The sequence below is a fragment of the Marinovum sp. 2_MG-2023 genome, assembly GCF_030548265.1.
Lineage (GTDB): Bacteria > Pseudomonadota > Alphaproteobacteria > Rhodobacterales > Rhodobacteraceae > Marinovum.
Genome location: NZ_JAUOSD010000009.1, coordinates 122,237 through 141,434 on the forward strand (window position 1 = coordinate 122,237; position 19,198 = coordinate 141,434).

A 19,198-nucleotide genomic window follows, 5' to 3' on the forward strand; every position below is an offset into this window, starting at 1 on the left:
AAGCTGAAACATTACCCAAAAGGCCCTTTTCATGACGGATCCCGTTCTCTCGCTTAAAGATGTGCATCTGGCGCTGGATGGCAATGCCGGACGGGTCGAGATTCTGCATGGAATCACGCTTGATGTCGCAAAGGGCAGCTCTCTGGGGCTGATTGGGCCATCCGGGTCGGGAAAATCTTCGCTTTTGATGTTGATGGGCGGATTGGAACGCGCGACCGGCGGCAGTGTGACGGCCCTGGGCCAAGAGCTGGGCGCAATGGGCGAAGACGGGCTGGCGCGGTTCCGGCGTGATCACATGGGCGTTGTATTCCAAAGCTTTCATTTGATCCCGACAATGACCGCATTGGAAAACGTGGCGACGCCGCTGGAACTGGCCGGGCATCGCGATGCCTTTGACCGGGCCGCAGCAGAGCTTGAGGCCGTTGGCCTTGGCCATCGTGCCGACCATTATCCTGCGCAAATGTCCGGCGGCGAACAACAGCGTGTGGCGCTGGCACGGGCGCTGGCACCACGCCCCGCGATCCTTCTTGCGGATGAGCCGACCGGCAATCTCGACGAGGCAAACGGCGGCGCGATCATGGATCTGCTGTTTGGACTGCGCGATCGCCATGGCGCGACTCTTGTTCTGGTCACCCATGCGCCCAGTCTGGCTGCGCGCTGTGACAATGTCGTGCGGTTGCGCGATGGCCGGGTCGATGACGTTGCGCGTGAGGCCGCAGAATGAGCCTTGCGACCGACGCGGCCTCTGCCGCCCGTTTTGCCCGTCGCGAGCTGCGCGGTGGCCTGCGCGGATTTCGTATTTTTCTGGCGTGCCTGGCACTGGGTGTGGCTGCAATCGCCGGAATCGGCATGGTGCGCGCCTCGATCCAGATGGGACTGGAAGAAAAAGGCGCGGAACTGCTGGGCGGCGACGCCGAGGTGCGGTTCACCTATCGTTTTGCCGAGGCCGAGGAACGCGCCTGGATGGCGGCGCGCGCGACCAAGGTTTCCGAGATCACCGATTTCCGATCCATGGTTGTGGTCGACGGCCCGGAGGGAACCGAACGTGCGTTGACCCAGATCAAATCCGTCGATGCCAACTATCCGCTGTTGGGCGCTGTGACGCTTGCGCCGGACATGCCGCTGGATCAGGCGCTGGCCGATCATGGCGCGGTCATGGCCCCGGTGCTGGCCGATCGACTTGGCCTGGAACCGGGTGACAATTTTCGCCTTGGAACGCAGGATTTTACCCTCTCCGCACTTCTGATGGTTGAACCGGACAATGCCGGTGGTGGGTTTTCGCTTGGGCCGCGCACCTTGGTGCGCACAGACGCTTTGACAGATTCCGGTCTTCTGCAACCCGGCACCCTGTTTGAAACCCATTATCGTTTGCAATTGCCGGCGGATACCAACCTCGACACATTGGAAACCGAGGCCCGCGCACGGTTTACCGAGACCGGCGGTCGCTGGCGGGATGCCCGCAATGGCGCGCCGGGAATTGGCCGGTTTGTCGACCGGCTCAGCAATTTTCTGATCCTTGTCGGCCTGTCCGGTCTTGCGGTCGGCGGCGTCGGCGTGTCGGCAGCGGTGCGCGCCTATCTGGCCACCAAGACATCCGTGATTGCCACCCTGCGGACCCTGGGCGCGACGCGTCGGGTGATTTTCCTCACCTATTTCCTGCAAATCGGCGTCCTCAGCCTGGTCGGGATCACCATTGGCCTCGCTCTGGGGGCCATTGTCCCGCTGGCCCTTGCCCCGCTGCTGCAATCGCAACTGCCGGTGCCTGCGGTGTTTGCCCTGCATGCGCAACCGCTGGCCGAGGCTGCGCTTTATGGTGCGCTGACTGCGTTGATTTTCACCCTTTGGCCACTGGCCCGAACCGAAGACATCCGCCCCGCCACCCTGTTTCGCGATGCGATGGGCGGCGCGCGGCTGTTGCCGCATTGGCCTTATGTGGCGACAACCCTGGTGCTGACAGCCGCCCTTCTGGGCGCGGCGGCCCTGTTTTCCAATTCTCTCTGGCTCACGCTCTGGACCGCAGGCGGGATCATTGCGGCCTTGATCGTGCTGGCACTGACCGCCGTCCTGATCCGATGGATCGCCCGCCGGTCGGGCCGCGCCGTGCGCCACCGTCCTGCCCTGCGCTGGGCCTTGTCGGCGATTTCCGGCAAGACCGAGGGCGCGGCGGCCACCGTGTTGTCGCTGGGTCTGGGGCTCTCGGTGCTGGCCTCTGTTGGCCAGATCGAAGGCAACATGCGCGCCGCCATTCAAACCGACCTGCCCGAGATTGCGCCGTCCTATTTCTTTGTCGACATCCAGAAAGATCAGATGCCGGGGTTTCAGGCCCGCCTGGACGATGACCCTGCGGTCAGCAAGGTCGACAGCGCCCCGATGCTGCGCGGGATCATCACCCAGATCAACGGACAGCCGGCCCGTGATGTGGCCGGGGACCACTGGGTCATTCGCGGCGATCGTGGCATCACCTATTCCGCCGAAATTCCGGCGGACACGACACTCACATCCGGGGACTGGTGGCCGTCAGATTATTCCGGCCCGCCTCTGGTCAGCTTTGCCGCCGAGGAGGCCGAAGAAATCGGCCTGAAGCTGGGGGATGAATTGACCGTCAACATCCTTGGCCGCGACATCACCGCCACCATCGCATCCTTTCGCGAGGTCGATTTTTCCACCGCCGGGATCGGGTTCGTGATGTCGATGAACGCCGCCGCCCTCTCGGCTGCCCCGCATAGTTTCATCGCCACCGTCTATGCCGAAGAAACCGCCGAGGCGGCAATCCTGCGCGATCTTGCAACCGCCTATCCCAATATCACCGCCATTCGCGTGCGCGACGCGGTGGATCAGGTGGCCGGCATACTGACCGGCATCGCCTCGGCCACGGCCTGGGGCGCGGCGGCCACCCTCCTGACCGGGTTCCTGGTGCTGATCGGCGCCGCCGCCGCCGGAATACAGGCGCGCACCTACGAGGCGGCGGTGTTGAAAACCCTTGGCGCCGCCCGCGCCCGGATATTGCAGAGCTTCGCCCTGCGCGCGATCCTTTTGGGAATGGCGGCCGGATTGGTGGCGCTGGGGGCCGGAATTGCCGGGGGCTGGGCCGTCATGACCTACCTGATGGAGGTCAGCTATTCCGTACAATGGGCCTCCGCGCTTTTGATCGTGTTCGGCGGTGTCATGGCGACGCTTCTGGCCGGTTTGGCCTTCGCCTGGCAGCCGCTGGCCGCGCGCCCGGCACAGGTGCTCAGAGCCAGAGAATGAGGCGCGTAATGCCTGCCCCCCCCATCAAGGGCGAGATCAACCAACAATCCTGCCCTTGATCCCCTGCCGCCGCACTGGCACACCCGGCACAACAGTTTTGAAACCCTTGGAATCGGAGCCCCCATGTCAGACAACCTGCCCATGGCCGTGCATGCACCGCTAACCCGCGCCCAGAAAACCGCCCTGCTGAACCTGGTGCGCCGTGCCGCACGGGCCGAAATCCTGCCACGGTTCCGCGCCCTGGACCCTTCCGAGATTTCCGAAAAGACCAGCAAGCTGGATCTGGTCACCGCCGCCGATGAGGCCGCCGAAGCCATGATCACCCGTGGCCTGCAAATGGCATTCCCCTCTGCGGTCATTGTCGGCGAAGAAGCCGCCTCGAAGAAGCCCGAGATTCTGGATGCCCTGGACGACGCGCCGCTTGGCTTCCTGATCGACCCTGTTGATGGCACGTGGAACTTCGCCCATGGCCTGTCGGTTTTTGGCACAATGGTTGCGGCCACCCGTTTCGGCAAACCCGTCTATGGCATGATCTATGACCCGCTGAACGACGATGTGGTCGTCGCCGACGAAGACAGCCTAACAACCTGGACCGGGCCGCGCGGACGCCGCCGCACCCTGACCACCGCCGCGCCCAAGCCATTGGACGAAATGGTGGGCTATATCCATCTGAAGCTGATGCCCGAAGCGGTTCAGCCGCAGGTGGCCGCCGTTTACCCCCGCATTGGCCGCCCCGACGCGCTGCGCTGTTCGGCCCATGAATACCGCCTGCTCGCCGAGGGGCATTGCGACTTTGTCCTGTCGTGCAAGATGACCCCCTGGGATCATGCTGCCGGGGTATTGCTCTGCCAGAAGGCCGGCGGCCATGTCGCATTTTTGGATGGCCGCGAATTTTCGGTGTCCGAGCGTGAAGGCTATCTGCTCTGCGCCAGCAGCGAAGAAGCCTGGAACACCGTGGCCGCGGCACTGGATTTTCTGGTAGAGCCGAAACCCGATACCGCGGAAGCCAGCGACGAAGAAACCCCCGCCGCCAGCTGAGCCGCACCACGGTCCCGGACTTGATCCGGGACCTCATATGTCAGTTACCGTGGAGGTCCCGGATCAAGTCCGGGACCACGCCGAAAGCACCGCCGACGTCACTCCGCCGCGTCGGCATATTCCTCCATCGGGGGACAGGTGCAGACCAGATGGCGGTCCCCATAGACATTGTCCACGCGGTTGACCGGCGGCCAGTATTTGTCCACCCGGAACGCGCCCGGCGGAAAACAGCCCTGTTCGCGGCTATAGGGCCGGTCCCAATCGCGCACCAGATCTTCCATCGTATGCGGCGCGTTTTTCAGCGGGTTGTTCGCCCGGTCCATCCGCCCCGCCTCGATTTCACGGATCTCTTCGCGGATCGCCAGCATGGCATCGCAGAACCGGTCCAACTCGGCCTTGGTCTCGCTTTCTGTTGGCTCGACCATCAAGGTGCCGGCCACCGGCCAGGACATTGTCGGCGCGTGGAACCCGCAATCCGCCAGACGTTTGGCAATATCGTCGACGCTGACATCCGCGCTTTCGGCAAAGGGACGTGTGTCGATGATACATTCATGTGCCACCCGCCCATTGCGCCCCCGGTAAAGGATGTCAAACGACCCCTCCAACCGCTTTGCGATGTAATTTGCATTCAGGATCGCGACCCGTGTCGCCTGCGTCAGCCCCTCGCCGCCCATCATCAGGATATAGGCCCATGAAATCGGCAAGATCGAAGGCGAACCAAAAGGCGCAGCGCTGACCGGCCCTTCGGCACCCGACACTTCGGGATGGCCCGGCAGATGCGGCACCAGATGCGATTTCACCCCGATCGGCCCCATGCCGGGACCACCGCCGCCATGCGGAATACAGAACGTCTTGTGCAGGTTCAGGTGGCTGACGTCGCCGCCCAGATCACCCGGACGGCTGAGACCGACCATCGCATTGAGGTTGGCCCCGTCGATATAGACCTGTCCGCCAAAGTCATGCACAATGCTGCACACGTCACGCACGGTTTCTTCGAACACCCCATGGGTCGACGGATAGGTGATCATGCAGGCCGCCAGATTGTCGGCGTGCTGTGTCGCCTTGGCGCGGAAATCATCCAAGTCGATATCGCCATTGGCCGCCGATTTCACCACCACGACCTTCCAGCCCACCATCTGGGCCGAGGCCGGGTTGGTGCCATGTGCCGACATCGGGATCAGACAGACGTTGCGATGCCCCTGCCCCTGTGCCGCGTGATAGGCCGCGATTGTCAACAGACCGGCGTATTCCCCCTGCGCGCCGGAATTCGGCTGCATCGAAAAATCATCGTATCCGGTGATCTGGCACAGCTTGGACGATAGATCGTCGATCAGATGTTTGTACCCCAGCGCCTGATTTTCCGGGGCAAAGGGGTGCAATTCGGAAAATTCCGGCCAGCTGATCGGCATCATTTCCGCGGCCGAGTTCAACTTCATCGTGCAGGACCCCAGCGGGATCATCGCCCGATCCAACGCCAGATCACGGTCCGCCAACCGGCGCATATAGCGCATCATTTCGGTCTCGGCCCGGTTCATGTGGAAAATCGGATGGCCCAGATAGCCGGACGTGCGCAGCATCGCCTCTGGCATCTTGTAAACGGGTTCGAAATCATCGTCTTTCTGTTCGATGCCAAAGGCCCGCCAAACCGCCTCGATGGTCGAGGGGCGTGTACATTCGTCAAGTGTGATCCCGACACGGGTCTCACCGACACGGCGCAGGTTCACGCCTTCGTCGCGCGCCGATTTCAGCACCGCGGATTGCAAGGTGCGCACATCGACGGTGATCGTGTCAAAGTAGTTCTTTGGATCAACGGTAAAGCCCGCCGCCTCCAATCCGCGTGCCAGCCGAACCGTTTTGCGATGGATACGCTGGGCAATCGCGCGAAGCCCCTCAGGCCCATGAAACACCGCATACATCCCGGCCATGACCGCCAGCAGCGCCTGTGCCGTACAGACGTTTGATGTCGCTTTTTCGCGGCGAATATGCTGTTCGCGGGTTTGCAACGACAGCCGATAGGCCCGGTTGCCGTGGCTGTCCACCGACACGCCGACAATCCGGCCCGGCATCGCGCGTTTATAGGCGTCGCGACAGGCCATATAGGCCGCATGCGGCCCGCCGTATCCCATGGGCACGCCAAAACGCTGAGTCGACCCGACGGCAATATCCGCACCCATCGCCCCCGGTTCCTTCAACAGGGTCAGCGAAAGCGGATCGGCGGCCACGATCCCAACCGCCTTGGCCCCATGCAGGGCCTCCATTTCGGCGCTGAAATCACGCAGATGGCCATAGGTGCCCGGATACTGGAAGATCGCGCCAAAAACCGCCTCCGGGTCAAGGTTTTCCGGCTTGTCCACAATCACCTCGATCCCCAGCGGCGCGGCGCGGGTCTGCATCACGGCGATGTTCTGGGGGTGGCAGTCACGGTCGATGAAAAATGCCTTGGCCTTTGATTTGGCCACTCGCTGCGCCATGGTCATCGCCTCGGCACAGGCGGTCGCCTCGTCCAGCAGGGACGCATTGGCAATCTCCAGCCCGGTCAGGTCGCTGACCATGGTCTGAAAGTTCAACAGCGCCTCAAGCCGACCTTGGGAAATCTCGGGCTGATAAGGGGTATAGGCCGTATACCATGCCGGATTTTCCAGAATGTTGCGCTGGATCGCCGGCGGTGTGACCGTGCCATGATAGCCCTGACCGATCAGCGAGGTCAGAACCTTGTTCTTGCTGGCGACTTCGCGCATGTGATGCAGCAACTCGCGCTCTGACTTCGGCTTGCCGAAATCCAGTGGCGCATCCTGACGGATCGCCTTTGGCACGGTTTCGTCGATCAGCGCGCCAAGGTCAGAAACCCCAAGAACCGCAAACATATCGGCCATTTCTGCCGGTGACGGGCCGATATGACGCCGGTTGGCAAAATCATAGGGCAGATAGTCTGTTGGTGTGAATGTCATGGCAAAGCCCCTGCTTCATTTCGGATCGGCATATCTCTCGGTCAGCCCCAAGGAACGCCTTTGTTGTAGTCGATTTCGAGCCGCCCAAACCGGATAACGCCGACAGTACCGTCGCGCGCCCATGTCCTGCGCAATGTGCCCGGCATCATTTGACGCCCTCCGGGTCGCCTTCGATGGGCCCGAAAACCCGTCCGGTCAACACGAAACAGATGATGCAAGACCGCAAGCGCGCGCCCCCTGCCGCTCATCTGCTTCGTGTTCCGCGATTTTACACGGCGACCCAGATTATTACCCGATGAAGTCCTTGTATTCCGCTTCATCCATGTAATCGTCCATCTGGCTCAGGTCGGCGGCCTTGATCTTGAAGAACCAGGCCTCGCCCTCGGGATCGTCGTTCACCTTGCCCGGCTCTGCCACGATCGCCTCGTTGACCTCGACAATCTCGCCGTCAATCGGGGCCAGAATATCGCTGGCGGCCTTGACCGATTCAATCACCACGATTTCATCGTCTTTGGTGACTTCGGTGTCCACCTCGGGCAATTCCACAAACACCACATCGCCCAATTGTTCGGCGGCATGGGCCGTAATACCGATGGTCACAACGTCGCCATCGACATCAAGCCATTCATGTTCTTCGGTAAATTTCATCTTTGTCTCCTGTCGAACTATCTTTTGAAGCCTTGTTTCACAAAGGGCAGCTTGGCCACCCGCACCGGAAGCCGTTTGCCGCGCACCTCGCCATATAGCAACGTGCCCTCAGCCGCCAAGGCTGTCGAGACATAGCCCATTGCGACCGGGCCACCGACCGTCGGGCCAAAGCTGCCAGAGGTGATTTTGCCGATTGCCGCGCTGCCTTCTGCATCGGCAAACAATTCCGTTCCATCCCGCATCGGCGCGCGCCCCTCGGGCAGAAGCCCGACCCGTTTCTGCGCACAGCCCTCTGCCAGATCGCTGAAAATTTCCGCAGCGCCGGGAAAGCCGCCTTCGCGGTCACCACCGGCGCGGCGCACCTTTTGCATCGCCCAGGTCAAACCAGCCGCAACCGGTGTGGTTTCGGCGTCGATGTCGTGACCATAAAGACAAAGCCCACCCTCAAGCCGCAGGCTGTCGCGGGCACCAAGACCGATGGGTTCCACATCCTCATGCGCAAGCAAGGCCCGCGCCAGATCCAGGGCCGCCGATGCAGGCACCGAAATCTCAAACCCATCTTCGCCGGTATAGCCCGACCGCGATACCCAGCATTCAGCCCCCGCAATCGGCAGGGTTTCAACATCCATGAATTTCATCTCGGCAATGGCCGGATAATGCTCTGCCAGAACAGCCTCGGCCGCCGGCCCCTGCAACGCAATAAGCGCGCGGTTGGTGATTTCCTTGACCGTCACCTCAGGCTCAAGCGCCGCGCGCATGGCCGCAATATCCGCCACCTTGCAGGCCGCATTGACCACCACGAACAGATGATCGCCACGGTTGGCAATCATCAGATCATCTTCGATCCCGCCATGTTCATTGGTGAAAAACCCATAGCGTTGCCGCCCCTCGCCCAGCCCCAGCACATCGACCGGCACCATGCGTTCCAGCGCGATCTTGGCGACATCGGGGTCACGGGCCCGCAGCACAACCTGCCCCATGTGGCTGACATCAAACAGCCCGGCCTTGGCACGGGTATGAAGATGTTCCTTCATTACCCCCAGCGGATATTGCACCGGCATGTCATATCCGGCGAACGGCACCATACGTGCGCCCAGTTCCACATGAAGATCATACAATGGCGTTTTCTTCAGCGCGGTCTTGTCGGTTTGGTCGTCTGACACTCACATTCTCCCGTTTCGGGCCGGAGTGCCCATTTTTGGGCGGAGTCCCGGCATCCCCTGTTCCCCGACCCCAAAAGGTCAGTTCGGCGATGCCCCATCTGTCCTTTTGCCTGAGATCGCTATCCCTTCGGCGGCCCGGTCATACGCCGGACACTCTCCAGATTTTGGTCGACATCAGAGGTCCGTTGGCCTGAGAGTTTCCGGGGCGGTTGCTCCTTCGGCACCGGCGAAACCGGTTCTCCCACTGAGTCGCGAGGAATGTATGACAAGGCCAACAGGCAGGGCAACGGCAAAATCAACGCGCAACGCCCCAGACGGCATTTTGACATGCCCCGGACGGCACAAGATTGCCCGTGGTGCACAATCTTTGCGCCATCAGGGGTTTGACTTCCCCGGACGAGCCGTCACATTTGCCCCCATGATGGATCCCTATTTCTTTGGCTATGGTTCGCTGGTGAACAGCGCGACACATGATTTCACCGACATTCACGCCGCGCGTGCCCGTGGCTGGCGGCGGGCATGGCGACAGACAGACCTGCGGCCTGTGTCCTTCCTTACGGTTGTGCCAGATGCGCAATCCACCATCGACGGGGTGATTGCCGCAGTGCCCGGTGCCGATTGGGCGGCGCTTGATCTGCGCGAAGGCGCCTATGACCGGGTGCCCGCCAGCGATCAGGTGGAGCACAGCCTTGATCCTGCGCTGGATATTGCGATCTATGCGATTCCGGCGAACCGGCACGCGCCGCCCACCACGGCGCATCCGATTTTGATGTCCTATCTGGACTGTGTGTTCCAAGGTTATTTGCACCGCTATGGCTGGGAAGGGGTGACCGGCTTCATTGCCACGACGGATGGCTGGCACGCGCCAATTCTGGATGACCGCGACGCCCCGCGGTATCCCCGCCACCAACCGATCGACGCCGAAGACCGCAGCCGCTTCAACGATCTGCTGACAGATGTCGGCGCGCGTATCCTGATGAGTCTGGCTTGATCTCCTGGGTCCTCGTTCTGGCACGGCGGATCTGGACCCGGCTTTGGGTCCGGGTGGTCCTGCTGTCGCTCTGTTCCCTGCTGTCGCTGGCATTTGCACCGCTGCTGACGCCACTCATCCCGGAAGGGATCAAATATCAACTCGGCCGTGATGCGATCCTGCCGGTGCTGACAATCCTGGCCTCCGGCATGTTGGCCGTCACCACCTTTTCGCTGAATGTCATGGTGTCGGCCTATCGCGCCGCGTCTTCGATGGCGACGCCAAGGGCCTATCGGCTGTTGCTGGAAGACACGACAACCCAAAGCGTGCTGGCGACCTTTGTTGGCGGATTTGTCTATTCGCTGAGCGCGGTGATCCTGTTTCATGCCCAGGTTTATTCCGACGACGCGGCGGTTGTGGTGTTTGGCTTCACCATCGTGGTTGTGGTCCTGATCGTGCTGGCGATCCTGCGTTGGATCGACCATCTGTCCCATCTGGGCAGCATGGATCACACCCTACAAATCATCGAGGCGCAAGCGCGGGAAACCCTGCGCAATCGGGCGCGCCGCCCCTGTCTTGGCGCGCGGGCCGCCACCGATGACGACATTCTCCCCGTGAGTGCGCGGGCGTTTGTGGCGCGAAAATCCGGCTACATCCGCTTTATCGACATGGCAAAGCTGAACCAGCTGGCCCAGGAGGCGGCCAGCGATATTCACATCGGCTGCGCGCCCGGTGATTTTGTCCTGCGCGACACCCCGCTGGGGATGGCCAACATGGGCGATGACCGCGTGCTGAAAACGGCGGCCCGCTGTTTCGAAATCGGCGATGTGCGCAGCTTTGATCAGGATCCGGCGCTTGGTCTGGTCATTCTGGCCGAAACCGCCCAGCGCGCGCTGTCGCCCGGTGTGAACGATCCGGGCACCGCGGTCGAGGTCATTGGTCGGTTGCAACGCCTGCTGTGGGAAGAATTGCCAGTGCCGCCAAACGCGGAAAAGGACCACAAGGCAACCTTCCCCCGTGTCTCCATCGCGCCGGTGGCGGTCACGACCCTTTTGTCCGCCGCCTTTGCCGCGATTGCCCGCGATGGCGCCAAAGATCCAGATGTCATGGCACGGCTGCACGGGGCGCTGGCCGCGCTGGCCGACCATCCCAATACCCAGATGGCCGCAGCGGCGCAGGACATGCAAAAGACACTGAACCAGAGCTAGGGGACAGCAAGCCGCCGGCCCCTAAAGGTGGTGTAAAGCGGTCAGCCCCGCGCCTTGACCACTTGCAGCAATGGCATCACATCCGACATGTCGGGCCCACGTTCCATGCCGGTCAGCGCCTTGCGCAACGGCATGAACAACCCACGGCCCTTGCGCCCGGTGGCGGATTTGACCGCCGCGGTCCAGCTGCCCCAGGTATCGCCATCAAACGGACCTTCGGGCAACAATGCCAGCGCCTCGGCCACGAAATCCGCATCCTCGGCGTCAATCACCGGCTCCGCCCCGTCGCGGAACATCGCCCACCATCCGGCCAGGTCACCCTTGGTCGAAATGTTTTCCCGCGTCACGGTCCAGAACCGTTCCGCCAGATCCGCAGGCACGCCCAGCGCCGCAATATCATCTGCCACTTGCGACACGGTCAACGTCTGCAAATAGCGCCCGGTCAGCGGATACAGATCCTGTTCATCGAACTTGGTCGGCGCAGAGCCGAATTTCGACAGATCAAAACCTTCGATCAATTCCGCCATTTCGGTGCGCAGTTCGACCGGCTCCGACGACCCCAGCCGCGCCATCAGGCTCAGCACCGCCATGGGTTCAACCCCATTGGCGCGCAGATCGCGCAAGGACAGCGTGCCAAGACGTTTCGACAAAGCCTCGCCCTGCGGTCCGGTCAACAACGAGTGATGTGCAAACTCTGGCGGCGTGCCGCCCAGCGCGCGAATGATCTGGATCTGGGTTGCGGTGTTGGTCACATGGTCCGACCCGCGCACCACATGGCTCACGCCCATCTCCATATCGTCAACAACCGACGCCAGCGTATAAAGCAACTGGCCATCCTGGCGGATCAACACCGGGTCCGACACGCTGGCGGCATCAATCGAAATATCGCCCAGGATACCGTCCGCCCATTCGATCCGTTCCTGATCGAGCTTGAAGCGCCACACGCCCTGCCCCCGCTCGGCGCGGAGCGCGGCAATTTCATCTTCGGACAGGTTCAATGCCGTACGATCATAGACCGGCGGCTTGCCCATATTCAGTTGCTTCTTGCGCTTCAGATCCAGCTCGGTCGGGGTTTCGAACGCCTCATAGAACCGGCCAATCTCGCGTAGCTTGTCAGCGGCGGCATTGTATTGCTCCAACCGATCCGATTGACGTTCGACCCGGTCCCAATGCAGGCCCAACCATTCCAGATCCTGTTTGATTGCATCGACATATTCTTCTTTCGACCGCTCCGGGTCGGTGTCGTCAATCCGCAGGATGAACGAGCCGCCAGATTTGCGCGCGATCAGGAAATTGAACAGCGCGGTGCGAAGGTTGCCGATATGGATGTAACCGGTGGGCGATGGGGCGAAACGGGTGGTGGTCATGGGGGGTCTCCTGTTGCCGCAGGCTTTCCCATGAACCACGCGCTTTGTCCAGTACCGCGCCCCGATGCGGCCCGCGATGCATCCCTGATATGGCTCCGGCGCGACGCGGATAAGACTCTGGCGCGGCCCCGGGCCTGACCCGGGGCCTCATGCCGCGCCACCGGGCCCGTCAGGTCGCCGTGACCGGCCAGTGTTGTGCCAGATCTTCAAGCCCGGCGCGGATCAGCTCTGCCAAGACATCGAGATCAATATCCGCCAGCTTGTTCACATAAAGACAGGATTTTCCGATCTTGTGTTTGCCCAGGCGCGCCAGAATACCGCCGAAATCGGTATATCCCGGCATGATATAGATCGAGAACCGCGCCGCGCGTGGCGAAAATCCGGTGGCCAGCGTGTCGCCTTCGCGCCCGGATGCATAGCGATAGTGATACTGGCCGTAGCCAATAATCGACGGCCCCCACATACGCGGCTGGAACCCGGTCACCGCGCGAAACAGCTGATCCAGCTGCGCCGCTTCGATGGCTTTGCGCTCCGGCTGCACGCTGGCCAGAAAATCCCCGACTGCAACCTCGGTGATCTGCGTCTTGTTTTCACGTTTACCCATGCCCGCCCTCCAAGCCGTGTTGCCCGTTGTTCACACAGTATCGCAACACGCGGCGCGCCCGCAGTGTCACGAAGGCGTGAGCCCACAAGACGCAGGAACATGTCAGTATTAGATCAGACCATGATCATAAAAAGACAACTGGGAGAAACCACATGTCTGACTTACTTTCGCGCCGCCAGATGCTTGCTGCAGGTGTTGCCACCGGGGTTGCTGCGCCCTTTCTCGGGCTGGCAACAACGCCCGCACGCGCCAGCGCCCCGCAACAGGGCATTGCAGCGGTCGATTTTCGCCGCGTGAAACTCGGCGAATTCGAGGTCACGACGCTTCTGGCCGGCACGCGCAGCGTCCCCGATCCGCAAACCATCTTTGGCATGAACGCCAGCGCCGAAGATTTCGCCGCCGCATCCGAAAAGGCCCATATTCCGATCGACGCCGCGCAATTCTTTTTCACGCCGACGCTGGTCAACACCGGCACCGAGCTTGTGCTGTTCGACACCGGTTTGAATGCCGCAGGGATCACAGCCGCATTGGCGGCGGCGGGTCACACCCCGGATCAGATTGACGTTGTTGTCCTGACCCATATGCACGGCGACCACATCGGCGGGCTAAGTGATGATGGCGGGGCGGCGACCTTTGCCAATGCCCGCTACGTGACCGGCGTGACAGAGTTCGATCATTGGGCCGGTGCCGGCAATGACGGGTTTGAGGCCAAGATGCGTCCGCTGGCCGAACAAACCGACATGCTCAGCGGTGGCGGGACTGTGACCTCGGGTATTGAAGCAATCGAGGCTTTCGGCCACACGCCGGGCCATATGGCCTATCGGATCGAAAGCGCGGGCAAGAACCTGATCGTCGCGGCCGATTTTGCCAACCACTATGTCTGGTCGCTTGCCTACCCCGATTGGGAAGTGCGGTTTGACATGGACAAATCCGCCGCCGCGGCCACCCGCAAATCGCTGCTGTCGATGATGGCCGCCGACAAGCTGCCCTTTATCGGCTATCACATGCCCTTCCCGGCGATTGGCTATGTGGATCAGGGCGATAGCGGATATAGCTATACGCCGATGTCATATCAACTCATGCTGTGACCCACTGCGCCCGCCGTTTTGGCGGGCGCGCCTTACCCAAGCGGCAGAAAACGTGATCGACCCCATCGCAGCCCCCTCAGCCAATGATTTTGCCCGCATTGCGGCGGCGGCATTGGACGCATTGCCAATGGAATTTTCCGGCCCCGCCGCGGCGGTTGTCCTGCAAATCGCCGATTGGCCGGCACCAGAAATGCTCGCCGCCCTGAACATCGAGACCCGCGAAGAGCTGACCGGGTTGTACGAGGGCATTCCACTGACGGAAAAATCCAGCTTTGATCAACCCATGGGCCCGGATGTCATCTGGCTTTTCCGCGAACCGATCCTGTCGGAATGGCGGGCACGCGGCGATATTGCGCTGGCCGATCTGATCACACATGTGTTGGTTCACGAACTTGCGCATCATTTTGGCTGGTCGGATGATGACATTGCCTTAGTTGACCGATGGTGGGAATGACCCCTCGCGACTGAAAGGCCCTGAAATGCTGCGTTTGTTAATGGTATTGGGCCTTGTCAGCCTGGGCCTGACGGCCCTTCCCCGGCTCGCCATCGCGGAGACACGCATATTGGTTCTGGGGGATTCGATCCTGACGTGGAACCGGACCGGCGGCAACGCCATCCCACAGCTTCTGGACCGGCAGCCGGGGTTTTCCGCCACCAGCCGCGCCAGTCCGGGGGCGGTGTTTTCCGACACACCGGGCCTGCGCCGTTTGATCCAGCGCGACATTCCTGCGCAACTGCCCGCAGGCACCTGGGATGTGATTGTGGTCAATGGCGGTGGCAATGATCTTGCCCGCAAATGTGGCTGTGCGCCCTGTGACGCCACGCTGGACACATTGGTCGCTGCCGATGGAAAGACCGGCGAGATCCCGGCATTTCTGGACCTATTGTACCATCGCGGTCGGCATGTGATCTGGCTGGATTATTTCCCGGTGTCCGTGCGCGGCGGCCCTTTCGCGCCGTGCATTGATGCGCTTGCCACGCTTGAAACCCGCATGGAACTTGCCGCGGGCCGCAGATCCTGGGTCAGCTTTGTCGATGCGGGCGATGTTTATGACCGCCGTGACATGTCGCTTTATGCGCGCGATCTCATACATCCGACGCCCAAGGGCAGCGCGCGCATCGCCGCGCACCTTCTGCGGGAAATCCTGACCCGAACGCCCTGATCCAAACGGCCCACCCGAAGCGGGGTCAAGACAGCTTGATAAGCCGCTCTTCAAGCCCTTGCGGGCATTCTTCGCGCAATGCCCCTTAGCCCGGATCGCGCCAACGGTTCACAATCGGATAACGCCGATCCAGCCAGAAGGCGCGCTTTGTCAGGCGCGTGCCGGGTGCGGATTGGAACCGTTTGTATTCACTGATGTAGAGCAGGTGCTCCACCTTTTTCGCCGTCGCGCGGTCAAAGCCGGCCGCGATGCAATCCTCGATCGACCCATCCAGATCGACCAGAATATTCAGGATCGCATCCAGTTCCGGGTAATCCGGCAGGGAATCGCTGTCTTTCTGGTCATCGCGCAATTCCGCCGAGGGCGGCTTGTCGATGATGGTCACCGGAATGACCTCGCCCTCTGGTCCCATCATCCAATCGCGGTGGTTGGCATTGCGCCAGCGGCATTGTTCGAACACGCGGGTTTTGTAGAGATCCTTGATCGGATTATAGCCACCCGACATATCGCCATAGATCGTGGCATAGCCTACCGAAACTTCGGATTTGTTGCCGGTGGTCAGCAGCATCTCGCCGAACTTGTTCGACATCGCCATCAACAGCAGCCCGCGCAGCCGGGATTGAATGTTTTCTTCGGTCAGCCCCGGTTCGGTGCCCTCAAACAACGGGGCCAGCGTGTTGGTGATCGCGGCACGCCCCTCGGCAATCGGCACGAAATCATAGTGGCATCCCAGCCGCTCGGCGCAATCCTTGGCATCATCCAATGACCCCTGCGAGGTATATTCCGACGGCAGCATCACACAGCGCACGTTCTCTGGCCCCAGCGCATCGGCGGCAATCGTCGCCACAAGTGCGGAATCAATCCCGCCCGACATGCCCAGCAACACTTTCTTGAACCCGGTTTTGCGCATGTAATCGCGCAAAGCCAGCACCATGCAATGGTAATCCTGCTCCCATTCATCGGGATGATGCACCACCTTGCCCGGCACGATGCGCCAGCCCTCTGCCCCGCGCTCCAGATCCACATGGGCAATCTCTTCGGCAAACACAGGCATTTGAAACGCGATTTCGCCATGCGGATTGATGCCAAATGTCCCGCCATCAAATACCTGATCGTCCTGCCCACCGACAAAGTTCAGATAGATCAGCGGCAACCCGGTCTCGACCACACGGCTGACCATATGGGTCAGACGCACATCGAACTTGCCCCGGTAATAGGGCGATCCATTGGGCACCAACAGGAACTCTGCCCCGGTCTCTGCCAATGTTTCAGCCACATCCTCGTGCCAGGCATCTTCGCAGATCGGGCTGCCGATCCGGGTGTTGCCGACGGAAAACGGCCCGCCCATCGGCCCGGCGTCAAAGATCCGAACCTCGTCAAACACCGTTTCATTTGGCAGGTGATGCTTCAACTGTGCCGAGGCGATCTTGCCGCCCTTGCAAATCAAGTAGGCATTGAAAAGCTCCGCCCCCTCAACCCAGGGCGCGCCGATCGCCAGCGCCGGGCCATCCGCACATTCCGCCGCCAGGGCCCGTACGGCATCAATCGCAGCGGTGTGGAACGCCGGTTTCATCACCAGATCCTGGGCATTATAGCCGGTGATGAACATCTCTGGCAGCGCCACAAGGTCGGCACCTGCCGCCTTGCCCTGTGCCCAGGCATCGCGCGCCAATGCGGCATTTCCGGTGATGTCGCCCACGGTCGGGTTCAGCTGTGCCAATGTGATGCGGAATGTCTCGGCCATGGTGGCAATGCCCTCTTGCGTCTTTGCCCCTCCCTTACCAGATCAGACACCGGGGAACAGGGGGGAACAGGCCAACATCCCCCCCGGATTGTGATGCATCCCGGCAAATCAACGCCAATCAGATGACGAATTCCGTCAGAACAAGCACCTGTGATCAAAAGGCATTGTCTGTGACCGCGCCCTCCTTTACCTTTTGGCAAAACCATTCCGGGGGCACGTCGGCCAAATGAAGCACAACTTTCGCATCGCAGGCGCGACTTTGGCCACAACACTGGCACTGACACTTGGCTGTCCGGCCTTGGCCCAGGACGGCGAGATCCTGACCAAGCAATACGACGATGGCGGCGTCTATCAGGGCGCGTTCCAGGACGGGTTGCAACATGGCGACGGCAGCTACCGGCTCCCCAATGGCTATGAATATTCCGGTCAATGGGACAAGGGCGAGATCAAGGGCATCGGCGTTGCGCGTTTTCCCAATGGATCGGTCTATGAAGGCGAATTTGCCAAGGGCAAGCCACATGGCATCGGCAAGATCACCTTTACCGACGGCGGCACCTATGAGGGCACCTGGGACGACGGGGAAATCACCGGCCAGGGCGTGGCGATCTATGCCAATGGCGTGCGCTACGAAGGCGCGTTCCGCAATGCGATGCACCATGGGCGCGGCGCAATGACCAGCCCCGGCGGCTATGTCTATGATGGCGATTGGGTCAATGGCGTCAAAGATGGCCATGCCACAATCACCTATCCGGATGGATCGGTCTATGACGGGCGCGTCGCCGAAGGCACGCGGGATGGCCAGGGCAAACTGGTGATGACCGATGGCCTGATCTACGAAGGCCTGTGGCGCAATGGCCAGATATCCGGCACCGGCAAGCTGATGCAGCCCAATGGCGACGTCTACGAAGGCGAATTGGTCGAAGGCCGTCGCGAGGGCCAGGGCCTTGTGACCTATGCCAATGGCGACATCTACGAAGGCACGTTCCGCAACGACCAACGCAATGGCAAAGGTGTGTTCACCGGCGACGATGGTTATCGCTACGAAGGTGACTGGGAAAACGGCAAGATCCAGGGCGTCGGCACGGTGACCTACCCCGATGGATCCATCTATGTCGGCGAATTCCGCGATGACCTGGCCCATGGCATCGGCAATATCACCTACCCCGACGGCTCGACCTACGAAGGCAATTGGGTCGATGGCGTGATCGACGGCGAAGGCCGCGCGACCTATCCCAATGGGTTGGTCTACGAAGGCGGCTTTACCAATGCCCGAAACCATGGCTTTGGCGTGATGACCTATGCCGACGGTTATCGCTATGAAGGCGAATGGGAACGCGGGCGCCGCCACGGCAAAGGCACCGCAACCTATGCAGATGGCACGATCTACACCGGCACCTTCCGCGACGGCCAACGCCATGGCGAAGGCGAGATTTCCATGCCGGACGGGTTCAAATACATCGGTGATTGGGCGAATGGCGAAATCAGCGGCCAGGGTGTGGCGACATATGCCAACGGCGATGTCTACGAAGGCACCTTCGTGGCCGGAAAACGCCAGGGCGAAGGCACCATGCGCTATGCTGCCGGCCAAGAGGCCACCGGCGAATGGAAGAATGGCGCATTGATGCAATCCACCGCAGCGCCCGAAGCCGCCGACGACGATGGCGAAACGGAACCCGAAGACGCGCAACCCGCTGAATAACCCCCCAAATATCCGCACCGCCTCCATCAACCGATCGAACCTGTCGACGAGACCGCGCGGGCTTCATCTGACCAAAAATATCCCGGGGGTGAGGCCGCAGGCCGAGGGGGCCGGCCCCCTTCCTCCTTACGACTTTTCCTTCCAACTTATCCCAGCAGCACCCGGTTTGGTCCCAAAGACCGGGCACGCATACTGTCGCCGCGGGGCGGGAAACTTTCCCGGCACAGGCCCAAAAAGGCGCTTTTCATTCGCGGCCATCCCGGTATAGTCGCCGACATGTTGATTTTGGCCCATATTGCGACCCCGATC

General features: G+C 61.3%; 15 protein-coding genes and 1 riboswitch. Of the genes, 9 read left to right on the forward strand and 6 right to left on the reverse strand.

From position 1 onward, the window contains the following. Window positions 1-31: 31 nt before the first annotated feature. The 3 genes from Q4577_RS12330 to Q4577_RS12340 all read left to right on the forward strand — a co-directional run bounded on the left by Q4577_RS12330 (window position 32) and on the right by Q4577_RS12340 (window position 4,287). A complete protein-coding gene (locus tag Q4577_RS12330; protein ID WP_244688818.1) occupies window positions 32-724 on the forward strand; it encodes an ABC transporter ATP-binding protein in 693 nt (230 codons plus the stop codon). Then, the gene (locus tag Q4577_RS12335) at window positions 721-3,249 is read left to right on the forward strand and encodes an ABC transporter permease (protein ID WP_303469427.1); all 2,529 of its coding nucleotides are present in this window, start codon (window positions 721-723) and stop codon (window positions 3,247-3,249) included. Before Q4577_RS12330 ends, Q4577_RS12335 begins: the two co-directional genes overlap by 4 nt. A gap of 123 nt (window positions 3,250-3,372) precedes the next feature. Beyond that, a complete protein-coding gene (locus Q4577_RS12340; RefSeq protein WP_303469425.1) occupies window positions 3,373-4,287 on the forward strand; it encodes an inositol monophosphatase in 915 nt (304 codons plus the stop codon). Window positions 4,288-4,385: 98 nt separating this feature from the next. Here the strand turns inward: Q4577_RS12340 and gcvP are convergent, their stop codons facing one another. From gcvP to gcvT, 3 genes are all read right to left on the reverse strand, one after another. Next, window positions 4,386-7,235, reverse strand: coding sequence for an aminomethyl-transferring glycine dehydrogenase (gcvP, locus tag Q4577_RS12345; RefSeq protein ID WP_303469423.1), 2,850 nt, complete (start codon window positions 7,233-7,235; stop codon window positions 4,386-4,388). Window positions 7,236-7,523: 288 nt separating this feature from the next. Further along, window positions 7,524-7,883: a glycine cleavage system protein GcvH gene (gene gcvH / locus Q4577_RS12350; protein WP_244688811.1), complete on the reverse strand. Its 360-nt coding sequence runs from the start codon at window positions 7,881-7,883 to the stop codon at window positions 7,524-7,526. Window positions 7,884-7,900: 17 nt separating this feature from the next. Further along, entirely contained in the window at window positions 7,901-9,046 is a 1,146-nt protein-coding gene (gcvT, locus tag Q4577_RS12355; protein WP_303469419.1) for a glycine cleavage system aminomethyltransferase GcvT, read from the reverse strand. Window positions 9,047-9,214: 168 nt separating this feature from the next. After that, a riboswitch (glycine riboswitch) is annotated at window positions 9,215-9,300 on the reverse strand. 164 nt (window positions 9,301-9,464) lie between these two features. Between gcvT and Q4577_RS12360 the strand changes: the two genes are divergently transcribed. Together Q4577_RS12360 and Q4577_RS12365 are read left to right on the forward strand one after the other, a co-directional pair. Next, window positions 9,465-10,037, forward strand: a complete 573-nt coding sequence (locus Q4577_RS12360; protein ID WP_303469418.1) for a gamma-glutamylcyclotransferase family protein — start codon at window positions 9,465-9,467, stop codon at window positions 10,035-10,037. Then, complete coding sequence (locus tag Q4577_RS12365; protein ID WP_303469417.1) at window positions 10,034-11,224, forward strand: DUF2254 domain-containing protein; 1,191 nt, start codon at window positions 10,034-10,036, stop codon at window positions 11,222-11,224. The genes Q4577_RS12360 and Q4577_RS12365 overlap by 4 nt, the downstream gene beginning before the upstream one ends. 41 nt (window positions 11,225-11,265) lie before the next feature. Here Q4577_RS12365 and gltX read toward each other — a convergent pair whose 3' ends face one another. Both gltX and Q4577_RS12375 read right to left on the reverse strand, forming a co-directional pair. Then, the gene (gene gltX / locus Q4577_RS12370) at window positions 11,266-12,591 is read right to left on the reverse strand and encodes a glutamate--tRNA ligase (RefSeq protein ID WP_303469416.1); all 1,326 of its coding nucleotides are present in this window, start codon (window positions 12,589-12,591) and stop codon (window positions 11,266-11,268) included. 169 nt (window positions 12,592-12,760) lie between these two features. Further along, window positions 12,761-13,195 carry a DUF1801 domain-containing protein gene (locus Q4577_RS12375; protein WP_303469415.1) on the reverse strand — a complete coding sequence of 145 codons (435 nt, stop codon included), beginning with the start codon at window positions 13,193-13,195 and terminating at the stop codon, window positions 12,761-12,763. A 152-nt stretch (window positions 13,196-13,347) separates the two neighbouring features. Between Q4577_RS12375 and Q4577_RS12380 the strand changes: the two genes are divergently transcribed. The 3 genes from Q4577_RS12380 to Q4577_RS12390 all read left to right on the forward strand — a co-directional run bounded on the left by Q4577_RS12380 (window position 13,348) and on the right by Q4577_RS12390 (window position 15,446). After that, window positions 13,348-14,283: an MBL fold metallo-hydrolase gene (locus Q4577_RS12380; RefSeq protein ID WP_303469414.1), complete on the forward strand. Its 936-nt coding sequence runs from the start codon at window positions 13,348-13,350 to the stop codon at window positions 14,281-14,283. A 127-nt stretch (window positions 14,284-14,410) separates the two neighbouring features. After that, the gene (locus tag Q4577_RS12385; protein ID WP_303469548.1) at window positions 14,411-14,737 is read left to right on the forward strand and encodes a metallopeptidase family protein; all 327 of its coding nucleotides are present in this window, start codon (window positions 14,411-14,413) and stop codon (window positions 14,735-14,737) included. 25 nt (window positions 14,738-14,762) lie between these two features. Continuing rightward, complete coding sequence (locus tag Q4577_RS12390) at window positions 14,763-15,446, forward strand: SGNH/GDSL hydrolase family protein (protein ID WP_303469413.1); 684 nt, start codon at window positions 14,763-14,765, stop codon at window positions 15,444-15,446. 85 nt (window positions 15,447-15,531) lie between these two features. On the opposite strand, the gene Q4577_RS12395 is transcribed toward Q4577_RS12390, so the two are convergent. Continuing rightward, on the reverse strand, window positions 15,532-17,190 hold the full coding sequence (locus Q4577_RS12395) for an NAD+ synthase (protein ID WP_244688797.1): 1,659 nt from the start codon (window positions 17,188-17,190) through the stop codon (window positions 15,532-15,534). A gap of 226 nt (window positions 17,191-17,416) precedes the next feature. On the opposite strand from Q4577_RS12395, the gene Q4577_RS12400 reads away from it, so the two are divergent. Beyond that, window positions 17,417-18,889, forward strand: coding sequence for an MORN repeat-containing protein (locus Q4577_RS12400; RefSeq protein ID WP_303469411.1), 1,473 nt, complete (start codon window positions 17,417-17,419; stop codon window positions 18,887-18,889). The last annotated feature ends 309 nt before the right edge of the window (window positions 18,890-19,198 follow it).